This window comes from Acidovorax sp. HMWF018 (genome assembly GCF_003061035.1).
GTDB lineage: Bacteria > Pseudomonadota > Gammaproteobacteria > Burkholderiales > Burkholderiaceae_C > Acidovorax > Acidovorax delafieldii.
In genome coordinates this window covers 1-10,932 of the sequence record NZ_QAIM01000132.1, presented here as the reverse complement: position 1 = coordinate 10,932, position 10,932 = coordinate 1, and the positions used below count along the sequence as shown (strand labels likewise).

Genomic DNA, 10,932 nt, shown 5'->3' with positions numbered 1-10,932 from the left:
TGTCTTGATCTGCGGCCATTGCCAAGGTCTGCTGCTTCATCTGCGGATAACGTTTGACCCCTCTCAATGGTGGACCTTAATCAGCGTTGCCTTAGGTACCGTGTAGGCCTGCACGATCTCCGGCAACTCCTTGGTCAGCCGCGCTGTGTCGAGCTGCGTCCCATCCCGGCTGCGTTTGAAACTCACTTCCCCGTTCTCAAACACAGCCCGACTGGAGTCCCCCATGCGCTGCTGAATCGTCTGCTTGAGCTGTGCCTCCAGCGCCGTGTTGGTCGCCAGCACCTCCCGCACCGCCAACAGGTCTGAAAACACCGCCCCCATCACCAGGTCGTGCTTAAGGTTCAGGGTGAAACCCGTGTCCCGGGGATACAGCGCCCGCAAAGCCCGGTCTGCCGAATCCGACCCATCAGCCGGAGGTGCCTGGCCCCGCTCCACATACCCCCAGAACTCCCGCTCCAGGGTGATGAGCTGGGCGATCAGCTCCTCATCCCGTTCGATCCGGAAGATCTGCAACTCCTGACCCCCGAGCAACACCGCCACATCTGCAGCCTGTTTGCCCGTCACGGCCAACTGGTGCTGCACCTGCAACTGCACATACTCCGGCACCCCATCGCGCCAGAGCCAGGCCCCCTGAATGCCAGCGGTCTTGCACTCCAGCAACTGGACATCCGGGGCCCCCATCACCTCCCGGTCGATGTTGGCCAGCATCCAAGGATGCTCGGGATGCTGCAGCACCGCATTGATGCGCCGTACCCGGTTGCCCGTATGGCGGGTGTAGTGCGCAGCCACAATGGGCTCCAGAAGCGAACCCCAGTACATGGGACTCAAATCGTCCGCACCGCCGTCCCCTGGTGGGGCGACAGGCGCACGACCGGTCTTCTCCATCCACAACTCCAGCTGCGACTGGTAGGGGTTGAGCCCCACCGCAGCCGCAGCATCTGAACTCCCGATACCTCCTTTGCGGACCTGCAACCACTGATCGCGATCCAGGTCTTGGGTCTTGACCAGCCGAAGGGCAGGGCGGGGTTTGGTGGGAGATGAACCCACCGGTGAAACAACAGGTTGAACCATGCTGACTCCTTGAATGTGAAAGAAACGAACACCAGCACGACCCCCAAAACAAAAGACCCCGGTTCACTGAAGGAGCCGGGGTCTATGCCGTGAAGGGCGATGGAGGTGAATGGATGAGGTGCGAGACAAAACCAGGACAAACCGCAACAGCGGCAGACCCAGTCACGACGCCAACTGCAACGCCTGCTCCAGCGCCCGCTGCTTGAGCGTGGCCCCCTGACCAAACCAGGCACTGTCCAGTCGGTACTCCTGACTGCGCGCCCGGCGCTCGTGGTCCACGAACTCTGTGACGGCGCACAGCAGGCCCCAAGCCGTGCCCTTCGCGGCGGCCAATTCAGCCCCCCGGCCCTGGCCCTCATACATGGCCTGCACCTTCTTGAGTGCGCGCTCATTGGTGAGACCTGCAGACGCATCCGCATGCCCATCCGTCTGGCACAGCACCTTGAGGAAGTAGTTCATGGACTCATGGCTCTTGACCTTGCGCTCGGACAGGGTCTTCATGCGGTACATGAAACCGTCCCATTGCGAGACGGCAATCCCCAACTGCTTCTTGACCGCCTGCGCGTCAAAGCTGGTGCTGTGGGGCACCTTGATCGCACTCGATGTTCCAGACAGGGCAATCGAGAGGGTGTTGTTGCAGACCACCCGCACCGTTGTCGGTGTGGCCGTGGTGGCCAGCGTCCCGTCGCAGGAGGTGGCCAGCAGCAGATAGCCATTGACCACATCGTTGCCTTTGAGGGCCGAGGACTTGCCGGTACGGGCGAGGGCCCAGAACTTGCGCCCGGCCTTCAGAACCCCGGCGGTCTCCAGCTCATAACCAGAGACTTCCGTCAGATCCCGGTAGAACTCCAGCACCTGCTTGGGTTGCACCACCTGGTAGCGGGCGCTGACCACTGACAGGGGGGCCTTGGTATCGCTGCGGTACAGCACCTTCTGATCGGGGAACTCCATGGGTTCGCCATAGAGGTCTGAAACAGAAGACGCGGTGCCAGATCCGGATCCGGAGCCAGAACCAGATTCGGTGGCCATGTAGCGCACCGGGGTCTCGCGGATGGTCCAGTCCATGCCCGCTTCACGGGCCCAGACATCGATGGGTTGTTTGGCGGGCAGTTGTTGACCCAGGTTGTGCCAGGGGGTCTCGCCGACATAGGCCATGGTTTGAACGAGATGTGCCATTGAAATACTCCTTGAAGAAATGGAATAGAGAACAAGAAAACGAAAGACCGACAACACGAAAACCTCCCGCCCACGGCTGCGCCACTGCGTGTCTCCGAAGAGCGCACAGCAAGGACGAGGAGTCGGGCAGGGGAGTGAGAGAGGAAGAGAGAAAGGACGCGCGAGACTGAGAAGTCAGCAGGACGGAAACAGCCCATGCACCTCAGTCACGTGGAGGGCTAAAGGTGTGGCCGCATTCCAGGCAGCGGTAGTTGGCGAGGCAGTTCTGATCGACGGCTTCACCGATCTTGCTGCCCACTTCGCAACCGATGGCGCCGCCCACCAGGCCACCGAGGGCGGCACCGGCGAGACCGCCAAGGACTGACCCTGCAGGACCGGCGAATGCGCCGAAAGTAGCGCCCAGTCGGGCACCGCGCAGCGCACTCGCTGCACCACTGGCGGCTCCTGCGATAGCACCGACGGCACAGCCGGTATTGCGACCGAGGTCGCGGGATTCCAATCGTGGGGATTGGCATTGGGGACAGGTGAGCATGGAAATTTCCTTAAAAGAACATGCAGGTGGAAGAACCAGAAAACCGAGACAGACAGATCAACAGGCAGCCCCAAAAAGCAAAAGCCCCGGGTGCGTGAACACACGGGGCTGGGGAGAGCTGGAGATGACTGAACCGAGAGGCAAAAAGGCAGAAAAACCCGACCCAGACGGCATAAAGCCCGGCAGCTCAAAATGAGCTTGCCGGGCTTTATGGGCGTTGGACGGCTGCCTATGGGCAGACGGCGGTCAGGTCACAGGGGTGATATGTGACTGAAGAAATTTAGGATCGAAGGAAAAATGCTCTCTTCAGGCTCACGTGGAGCCCTCGAAGGGCATTGCCAAAGAATCTCAAGTCACTGTGGGCTGCCTTTGGACGTTTGATGACGGTCCTTCCGTGGTACGTACACATTGCCGTACAGAGCGCACGATGGAGATGGTCTGCAGGGACCGTTCCTTGTTGTGGATGGCAAAGCAGTGGCGGCCGTACTTGCCTTGGATCACACGAATCTGTGCTTCAGATGTGGGAGGCTGAGGAGTTTGCTGTGCGCTGTGTATCAGGCGCTTGATCTCGTATTGATCGGGATCTGAGACCGATTGGCCTGGCTGATGGCGGTGCAGGATCTCTCGGTAGAAGAGGCTGGCTTTGTTGATGCTGGGAAAGTCCTGGCCGTCGATGTGGACGGGGATTCGGGATGGCATGAGAACTCCACGGGTCGCGGGGACCGTTGTTGTTGAACAAGTGGAGTGGCCCGGGCTACTGTGAACCACTCACAGTATTGGGGCTAACATGCTGAGAGAAGTGATCGGATTGCATTGAGCGCGTTGTTCTTAACGGTCGCTCGTAATTCCTTCACTGATTCTTAAGAATTCGACGAATAGCACCAGAACCCTAGAAATGAAAAGTAGCTTTACAGTAGACGCAGCGGAAAAGATGTCGGCAGTAACTGTCGAAGAGGCTGCAAGTTTTCTTGACATTGACCCTTCAAAATTCATCGATGAGGCGATCCGCTTCGATATTTGGATCTACATCGAAGTGCCTATTGGTGCCCCACTGGCGGCAACTTATGTCAATTCGTCAAGGCGTGCTTTGGATGCGTTCAAACACGATGATTTTAGTGCTCTGGCGACCGAAGATGGTAATTTCTCTGGGTACACTTTGAATTATTACGGCGCTGCTTTTCAGTTGCGTGTCGGATCTGAAGTCCTGAGGGCAATAAAGCAATCCGGAGTGTCATGGCAACAGCGTTTCTGGAATTTCAGGCGCTCTGCTCCAGCACCTGAGTTTCATTCAGATTTCAAGAGCGTTGAGGATGAGGCTCGATGGAGAGATCCTACTTATGAGGCCACTGCTTGCTTCATTACTCCAATCATTCATCTGGGTGAAAAATATTCGCTCGATTTTTATGTCATTAAAAAATCATATCTTCTGGTTTCGGGTCCCGATCTAGCGAGGTGGATGGGGTATGCTGGTTACGATTCAACCGGCCGGTACCCTCGCTTCCCCAGAGATCGCCATAATTTCTTGACAAAGAGCGGGAGTAAATCACCAACGTTTCAACAACAGGAAGAAGCGAACCGACAGGTTTCATTTGATGAGCCATGGGCGCAGCAGGTTATCCAACTAGTCGATGAACTGCTTAATTTGCTTTATCAAAAGAAAACTGCTTCGATATCGCACTTTACAGTGAATCGTGGGGCTGGCCTTCGAGAGTTGGTCAAGGTTTACTGCGGTTTTATGGTGCGTTATCCGAAAGGGCCAAGAACTTTCGAACGTTTTGACGATTATTTATTCAAGGAGAGATGCTTCTCTGCAATGGAGTTTTCCGAAAATTACAAGAAAAAGTTATTTCATGTGTTGATTGCAAAAAGTGTATTTGCCCAAGGGAATAGAAAAAGGCTCGGGACCCATCTGTCTCGCACGAAGATATTGAAGGAGCTTGAGGACTTGCAGGTGAGTAAAGGTCTGCTTATCATTATTTCCGTGGCTGCCGAATATATTGGTCAAGACTCCCTTGTTAGTGCCTCGGTGCTAGATAAGAGCTTTATAGATCTCGGCATCTCAGCGAACAACATGCCGGTCATTAAAAGGATACTTGCGCTTCATGATGCGACAACCGGGCCTAAACCGACCAAAGCAGGTAAGCAATTCTTTGTTCCATAGGTGAAGGGTCGAAAAGTGCAAGTCGATTTTGCTCGGCTTCGCGGTATCCGTCCGGTGACCCCATATTGAAAGCGCCGTGAGAAGCGGGCATCGTGTCCACGATTGGAGGATCGTGGAGACGATGGAACAGTTTTCAAGCGAAGGCCGGCCGCGCCGGCGTGAATACAGCAAAGCGTTCAAGGCACAGTTGGTGGCAGCGTGCGCGCAGCCCGGAGCCAGTGTCGGTGGTGTGGCCTTGTCGCACGGACTGCACGCGAACATGGTGCACCGATGGATTCGGGAGGCGGGCCCTGTGCGCGCGCAACCGGGCGTCGGTACGGATGCTGAGCCCGGCTTCATCTCGCTGCCGCTCACGGCAATGGCCGCCAGCACCCATGATGAGCAAGCGCTGGCTGCGTTTGCGCCATCCCCGCCTTTACCGCCGCCATCTGCGCCAGTCCAGGTGCGCCTGCAACGCGGCGAACTGGTGGTCAGTCTGCAGTGCCCAATGGGCCAGTGCGGGGCGCTCTTGCGCGAGGTGTTGCGGTGATCCGGGTCGATGCGGTCTGGATGTCCACGCAACCGCTGGACATGCGCACCGGCCCCGAGACGGCCCTGGCCAGAGTGGTGCAAGTCTTTGGCGCGGCCCGCCCGCACCACGCTTATCTCTTTGCCAACGCACGGGCCAACCGCCTGAAGGTACTGGTGCACGATGGTTTTGGCGTCTGGCTGGCCGCAAGGCGCCTGAACCAAGGCAAGTTTGTCTGGGGCGATGAGCGCCTGGGTCCCCAACTGACGCTGAGCGCCGAGCAACTGCAGGCACTGGTCACCGGCTTGTCCTGGCAGCGCCTGGGAGAAGACGCTGTGATCACGGTGCTGTGATGTTGGTCGCCCGTGCTATGGCGTTCAATTCGTGGATATGCCAGTAGGCGGCTGCCCACCCATCGGGGATGATGACGGCCATGAACGAACCGGTGGATCTGCAGAGCATGGACGAGGCGCAAATGCGCCAGATGCTGCAGCACCTCATGAGCGAGCTCAAACACAAGCAGACGCTGCTGGACAAGCTCAGCTACGAGATGGCCATCCTCAAGCGGCTGAAGTTCGCCGCCAAGACTGAGGCATTGAACGCCGATCAGCGCAGTCTGCTGGAAGACGCGCTCGAAGAAGACCTGCAGGGAGTGCGTCCGCAGCGGCCGAAAGGGTCGACAACGGGGTGCGAATCGGCCCTCGAATGACCCGAATCACGCCGCAGTTGCCGCCATCTGAAAACTCGCGCATCTGCACTCGTCGCAACGAGCGTTGTGCAGACCTTCCCTAACGATAGGCTTGGCATGAATGATCCACTCGGGCCCTGTCGCCAAGTTCGTGAATCTTTAGGCCAGGCCTCTTCTCACCTCTTTTGCCAAGTCGAAAATCGTTGCTATCAGCGGAGCGTTCTGTCGTTCGCGACGACAGATGAAGTCGACGTGGGTGGCCATTGCTGTATCCAGAATCTTCAGCTTCACAAGACGCGGATCTGGAACATAGGCTGTCTCGGCAACGACGCCTAGTCCTATTCCTTGTGCGACTGCCTCGCGGACAGCCTCCCGGCTTCCCATCTCCAGCGCAACCTGGATGTTGATATTGCGGGCAATTAGCTCGCTCTCGAAGACTCTTCTTGTCGTTGAACCTTCCTCACGTATGACGAAGCGCTGGCTCTGAAGGTCCTTGAGCACTATCTCACCGCACCGGGCTAGGGCGTGCTCTCGGTTCGCAAAGACCACCAGGCGCTGTGACCTGTATGGCATGCAATGGAGTTCGGGGTGCTCGGCGTGATTGAGGACCACGCCGACATCACCCTGGTAGTCGAGGAGCTTTTCCGTGATTGAGCGGGAGTCGCCTACACGGACAGAGACCTCGACCTGGGGATGGCGGCTCCCGAAGGCCTTCAGAACAGGGACTACGTTGTACGGGCCGATCGCGTGAATCACAAGACGCCCGACGAATCGGTTTTTGGCTGCTGCCAAAAGGGCGTGCGCATCTTCCTCGCCGCTGAATGCCCGCCGCGTGTAGTCCAGCAGAGTCCTGCCAAAGGTAGTCAGCTCAAGCCGGCGGCCTTGACGAAGAAAAAGCTCCACGCCGTACTCATTCTCCAGGCGCTGAATATGCGCTGAGATGGTGGGCTGCTGTAGATCAAGCAGCTTCGCAGCAGCAGTCATGCTTCCGGCCCTTGCCGTCGCATCAAAGGCTTTCAAAGCCGCAAGTAGCGTGAGTCCAGACATAGGTGTTATCTATAGATAACCCTATTTTTCGGGGTGCAAGTTTCATATTGATGACACGTTCCACGAACAAACTGCACGCATGCCTAGCCGTATCGAACTTCTTTCTGCGGCAAATGTGCGTCATAAGCGCTCTCGCGCTGCTCGCAGGCAGAAACTTGCAAAGGTAACAACATGAAGTTGGAGAAAGACCGAGACGTTCTGAGTCTCAAGGGAGTTTCCGTCCGCTACGGTGACTCGACCGTGGCCTTGCACCCGACGAGTCTGGATGTGAAGCAGGGAGAGTTTTTGGTGCTTCTGGGCGCCTCGGGCGCAGGGAAGTCCACCTTGTTACGAAGCATCAATGGACTGGTGCTGCCCACAAAAGGCGAGGTATCGATACCTGGCCTGGCAGGTGGGGTAGTCAACGCAAAGACGCTGAGAGAGCACCGCAAGCGCTGTGGGATGGTTTTCCAGCAGCATCATCTGATTGGACGTCAGTCGGTCCTCAGGAATGTTCTGATGGGAAAGCTCGGTGACAGGGGTGCATTCGCTTCGCTATGGCCGTGGAGCAAGAAGGACAAGCTGGAGGCGCTCACAGTGATTGAGCGTGTCGGGCTGCTCGAAAAGGCGCTCTCCCGGGCTGATGCCTTGTCTGGGGGGCAGCAGCAGCGCGTAGGCATAGCTAGGGCGCTAATACAGAAGCCACGAATCCTGCTGGCCGATGAGCCTGTTGCCAGCCTGGACCCGGCAACCGCACATAGCGTGCTCACCTTGTTGCATGAGATCTGCAAAAAGGACCACCTCACCGCAATCGTGAGTCTTCACCAGGTGGAGCTCGCGCGCTCGTTTGCAGACCGAATCATTGGGCTCCGCCAGGGAGCTGTTGTATTCGAGGGTAGGGCAGAGCAGCTGAGTCCCGATGTTGCGCGGAACCTCTATGCAAAGCAGTCCAACGCTTCCAACACGAGTGCGTCCACTGATAGCCCCCGAACTCTTCAATCCAGTCAAACCAAGGAGCTCTTGCCATGCTGAATCGCCGTAACTTCTCTCTTGTTGTCAGCGCAGCTTCTTTTGCTGCACTCCTTCCTCTGTGGGCTCATGCGCAGGGAAAGGATCCATCAAAGCTTCGTGTCGCCCTTCTTCCAGATGAGAACGCTGCCAGCATCATCCAGAACGCGCAGCCTCTTAAGCGCTATCTTGAACAGCAGCTCAAGAAGGATGTTGAGATTGTGGTGACTACCGATTACTCCTCGATGATCGAGGCAATGCGGTTCGGTCGGATTGAGGTAGCGTACTTTGGACCGTTCTCGTACGTTTTGGCCAAATCTAAGGCGTCCGGGATTGAGCCCTTTGCGGTGGGCGTTGAACGTGGGTCGCCCACATACCAGTCGGTCCTCATCGCAACGGCCGGAGGGCCGGTGAAAACGCTTGAAGACGTGCGCGGCAAGCCCTTCGGATTTGGCGACCAGGCGTCCACATCAAGCCACCTTGCACCACGTGCACACCTGCTCAAGAAGTACAAGCTTGATGGTGAGAAGGACTATCGGCCAGTTCACCTTGGGGCACATGACGCGGTCGCACGTGCGGTGCAGTCGGGTCAGATTCCAGCCGGGGCTCTGTCCAAGCAGATTCTGGACAACCTCATCGCTCGAGGAAGCATTGATGCCACGAAGATTGTTCAGCTTGACCTTTCTGCTCCCATTCCAAACTATCCGATCGTCATGCAGGGGGACCTCAAGCCTGAGCTCAAAGCTGCCATCCGCTCTTCCTTTCTGGACATGAAGGATGCTGAGGTGCTCAAGGCGTTTCGTGTCCAGGCGTTTGCCGCCACTGATGACGCTGCATATGACGTCCTTAGGGATACCGCAACCATCCTGAAGCTTGATTTGGGCCGTATGCAATGACCTCGGCTGCATTCGAGAACATCATCAGTCGCGACAAGCGGGAGCAGTTCATTGGACTGCGCAATACAGCGTTCGTCCTTCTGGTTTGCCTTGTAGCCCTGTACGTCACGGGGTTCTTCGATGCACAGCGGTTCATCGAAGGCGCCCCGGCTGTCAAGCAGCTCTCATCTGAGATGGTCCCTCCCAACTTCGACCGCTGGGAGCACTGGGTCATCCCGCTGAGGGACACCTTGGCGATGTCGATTGCCGGCACAGCACTGACTATCGTGCTTTCACTTCCGCTGGCGCTCCTGGCGGCTCCAAACACCACCCCCAATCCTTTGGTGGGAAGAGTGGCCAGAGTCATCCTGGCGGCATTCCGGTCCGTGCCAGAAATCATTCTTGGCATTCTGTTCGTGGCAGCCGTAGGGTTTGGTGCTCTACCTGGGGTGCTCGCACTGGCGTTGCATTCCACGGGAATGGTCGCAAAGTTTTACGCGGAAGCCATTGAGCACGTGGATCCGAAGCCACTTGAAGCAGCTGCTGCGGTAGGCGCAAGCCGCTTTCAGGTCATCTCGCATGCCGTTATCCCCCAAGTCCTTCCACAGTTGGCAGACATAACCATCTATCGCTGGGAGTACCACTTCAGGGCCTCCGCAGTACTTGGCATTGTCGGTGCAGGTGGCATCGGCTTCGAGCTGATGGCAGCACTTCGCCTTGTCAAGTATGACGAGGTCTCAGCCATCCTTCTGTCGATTCTTGCCTGTGTCCTCGTGGTTGACAGCATTGGATCGATGCTGCGAAAGCGTCTCAAGTAAATCGAAAAATGAATCATCGGAAAATCGTCGTAACGCAGCCAGTTCATGAAGAGGTTCTAAGGAAGCTCCAGGCTGAGGGTGAGGTCATCATGAATCCAGGGCCTGAACCCTGGAGCCCCAGCCAGCTCAGGGAGTACCTCGTGGATGCTGATGCCATGATGGCCTTCATGACAGACAGTGTGACCAAAGAGTCGCTGCTGAACGCTCCCAGGCTCAAGACCATCTCCTGTGCACTCAAGGGGTACGACAACTTCGACCTGAGGGCTTGCGCACAAGCCGGGGTGAGCGTCACCTTTGTTCCTGACCTCCTCACAGAGCCCACAGCCGAGCTGGCCATCGGATTGGCTATTGCTGCTGGCAGGAACGTGCTTCAGGGTGACGCCGCTACAAGAGCAGGCTACTCTGGGTGGAGGCCAGCTCTATACGGAACCGGGCTTCATGGGTCGGTGGCCAGCGTGATCGGTCTCGGAAAAGTTGGGCAGGCCATATTGGCGCGACTCGCGGGCTTTGGCTGCGCGCGGCTGCTTGGTGTAGACCCAAGTGTGCGTCTAGATCAGGTCGAACTGGTCACGCTCGATGAGGCTGTCAGCACATCGGACTATGTGTTCCTGGCAGTGCCTCTTGTTAGCGATACGCGCCACCTGGTTGACTCCAGGATGCTTCAACTATCGAAAAAGGGCCAGATCCTTGTAAACGTGGGTAGGGGGTCTGTGGTCGACGAAAGGGCGGTTGTCGATGCCTTGGCGAATGAGCAACTTGGCGCGTACGCCGCTGACGTCTATGAGATGGAAGATTGGCTACTTCCAGACAGACCTCGCGAAATTCATCCGGGATTGACCAACAACGCCAGAACAGTACTCACTCCCCACATCGGCTCGGCTGTGAGACGCGTACGGTTCGAAATTGAAATGCGGGCTGCTGAGAACCTAGTCCGCTCACTCAGGGGCGAGAGTTTGAGTGATGTTGCTGTCGAGGCCAGCGCGGCAGCATAGGTATGGTTGCTCGGCGGTTTGCACGCCAGCTGAAATGGGCGCGGCTTCAAAGCCTATGTCCTATGGCTGGGTGCAAC

General features: G+C 57.3%; 13 protein-coding genes. 9 read left to right on the top strand and 4 right to left on the bottom strand.

Annotated elements, in window-relative coordinates; all coding sequences use genetic code 11:
- Positions 1-63: 63 nt before the first annotated feature.
- Positions 64-1,071, bottom strand: a complete 1,008-nt coding sequence (locus DBR23_RS05155; protein ID WP_108497523.1) for a YqaJ viral recombinase family protein — start codon at positions 1,069-1,071, stop codon at positions 64-66.
- Between the two features lie 162 nt (positions 1,072-1,233).
- On the bottom strand, positions 1,234-2,247 hold the full coding sequence (locus DBR23_RS05150) for a DUF932 domain-containing protein (RefSeq protein ID WP_108497522.1): 1,014 nt from the start codon (positions 2,245-2,247) through the stop codon (positions 1,234-1,236).
- Positions 2,248-2,473: 226 nt separating this feature from the next.
- Between DBR23_RS05150 and DBR23_RS29525 the strand changes: the two genes are divergently transcribed.
- Positions 2,474-2,611: a hypothetical protein gene (locus DBR23_RS29525; protein WP_158276424.1), complete on the top strand. Its 138-nt coding sequence runs from the start codon at positions 2,474-2,476 to the stop codon at positions 2,609-2,611.
- Positions 2,612-3,127: 516 nt separating this feature from the next.
- Here the strand turns inward: DBR23_RS29525 and DBR23_RS29190 are convergent.
- Entirely contained in the window at positions 3,128-3,478 is a 351-nt protein-coding gene (locus DBR23_RS29190) for a hypothetical protein (RefSeq protein WP_146191230.1), read from the bottom strand.
- A gap of 196 nt (positions 3,479-3,674) precedes the next feature.
- On the opposite strand from DBR23_RS29190, the gene DBR23_RS29185 reads away from it, so the two are divergent.
- From DBR23_RS29185 to DBR23_RS05125, 4 genes are all read left to right on the top strand, one after another.
- Positions 3,675-4,940 (top strand): hypothetical protein, encoded by a 1,266-nt coding sequence (locus tag DBR23_RS29185; protein ID WP_146191229.1) that lies wholly within the window; start codon positions 3,675-3,677, stop codon positions 4,938-4,940.
- Positions 4,941-5,061: 121 nt separating this feature from the next.
- Positions 5,062-5,469: a transposase gene (locus tag DBR23_RS05135; RefSeq protein WP_233250285.1), complete on the top strand. Its 408-nt coding sequence runs from the start codon at positions 5,062-5,064 to the stop codon at positions 5,467-5,469.
- A gap of 20 nt (positions 5,470-5,489) precedes the next feature.
- A complete protein-coding gene (gene tnpB, locus DBR23_RS05130) occupies positions 5,490-5,801 on the top strand; it encodes an IS66 family insertion sequence element accessory protein TnpB (RefSeq protein WP_108497518.1) in 312 nt (103 codons plus the stop codon).
- 80 nt (positions 5,802-5,881) lie between these two features.
- Complete coding sequence (locus DBR23_RS05125; protein WP_204298269.1) at positions 5,882-6,157, top strand: transposase; 276 nt, start codon at positions 5,882-5,884, stop codon at positions 6,155-6,157.
- Positions 6,158-6,295: 138 nt separating this feature from the next.
- Here DBR23_RS05125 and DBR23_RS05120 read toward each other — a convergent pair whose 3' ends face one another.
- Positions 6,296-7,183, bottom strand: a complete 888-nt coding sequence (locus tag DBR23_RS05120) for a LysR substrate-binding domain-containing protein (RefSeq protein ID WP_027011074.1) — start codon at positions 7,181-7,183, stop codon at positions 6,296-6,298.
- Between the two features lie 171 nt (positions 7,184-7,354).
- On the opposite strand from DBR23_RS05120, the gene phnC reads away from it, so the two are divergent.
- The 4 genes from phnC to DBR23_RS05100 are packed head-to-tail and all read left to right on the top strand — an operon-like array spanning position 7,355 to position 10,855.
- Positions 7,355-8,194 (top strand): phosphonate ABC transporter ATP-binding protein, encoded by an 840-nt coding sequence (phnC, locus tag DBR23_RS05115; protein WP_060984576.1) that lies wholly within the window; start codon positions 7,355-7,357, stop codon positions 8,192-8,194.
- Positions 8,188-9,066 (top strand): phosphate/phosphite/phosphonate ABC transporter substrate-binding protein, encoded by an 879-nt coding sequence (gene phnD, locus DBR23_RS05110; protein ID WP_060984577.1) that lies wholly within the window; start codon positions 8,188-8,190, stop codon positions 9,064-9,066. The genes phnC and phnD overlap by 7 nt, the downstream gene beginning before the upstream one ends.
- Positions 9,063-9,863, top strand: coding sequence for a phosphonate ABC transporter, permease protein PhnE (gene phnE, locus DBR23_RS05105; protein WP_003056093.1), 801 nt, complete (start codon positions 9,063-9,065; stop codon positions 9,861-9,863). Before phnD ends, phnE begins: the two co-directional genes overlap by 4 nt.
- Before the next feature lie 8 nt (positions 9,864-9,871).
- Complete coding sequence (locus DBR23_RS05100) at positions 9,872-10,855, top strand: NAD(P)-dependent oxidoreductase (RefSeq protein WP_060984578.1); 984 nt, start codon at positions 9,872-9,874, stop codon at positions 10,853-10,855.
- Positions 10,856-10,932 lie beyond the last annotated feature (77 nt).

What these genes read in the sequence shown, in the direction of transcription:
- DBR23_RS05155 (WP_108497523.1), bottom strand. Translation starts at nt 1,071, where the DNA reads ATGGTTCAACCTGTTGTTTCACCGGTGGGTTCATCTCCCACCAAACCC.
- DBR23_RS05150 (WP_108497522.1), bottom strand. Translation starts at nt 2,247, where the DNA reads ATGGCACATCTCGTTCAAACCATGGCCTATGTCGGCGAGACCCCCTGG.
- DBR23_RS29190 (WP_146191230.1), bottom strand. Translation starts at nt 3,478, where the DNA reads ATGCCATCCCGAATCCCCGTCCACATCGACGGCCAGGACTTTCCCAGC.
- DBR23_RS29185 (WP_146191229.1), top strand. Translation starts at nt 3,675, where the DNA reads ATGAAAAGTAGCTTTACAGTAGACGCAGCGGAAAAGATGTCGGCAGTA.
- DBR23_RS05135 (WP_233250285.1), top strand. Translation starts at nt 5,062, where the DNA reads ATGGAACAGTTTTCAAGCGAAGGCCGGCCGCGCCGGCGTGAATACAGC.
- tnpB (WP_108497518.1), top strand. Translation starts at nt 5,490, where the DNA reads ATGTCCACGCAACCGCTGGACATGCGCACCGGCCCCGAGACGGCCCTG.
- DBR23_RS05125 (WP_204298269.1), top strand. Translation starts at nt 5,882, where the DNA reads ATGAACGAACCGGTGGATCTGCAGAGCATGGACGAGGCGCAAATGCGC.
- DBR23_RS05120 (WP_027011074.1), bottom strand. Translation starts at nt 7,183, where the DNA reads ATGTCTGGACTCACGCTACTTGCGGCTTTGAAAGCCTTTGATGCGACG.
- phnC (WP_060984576.1), top strand. Translation starts at nt 7,355, where the DNA reads ATGAAGTTGGAGAAAGACCGAGACGTTCTGAGTCTCAAGGGAGTTTCC.
- phnD (WP_060984577.1), top strand. Translation starts at nt 8,188, where the DNA reads ATGCTGAATCGCCGTAACTTCTCTCTTGTTGTCAGCGCAGCTTCTTTT.
- phnE (WP_003056093.1), top strand. Translation starts at nt 9,063, where the DNA reads ATGACCTCGGCTGCATTCGAGAACATCATCAGTCGCGACAAGCGGGAG.
- DBR23_RS05100 (WP_060984578.1), top strand. Translation starts at nt 9,872, where the DNA reads ATGAATCATCGGAAAATCGTCGTAACGCAGCCAGTTCATGAAGAGGTT.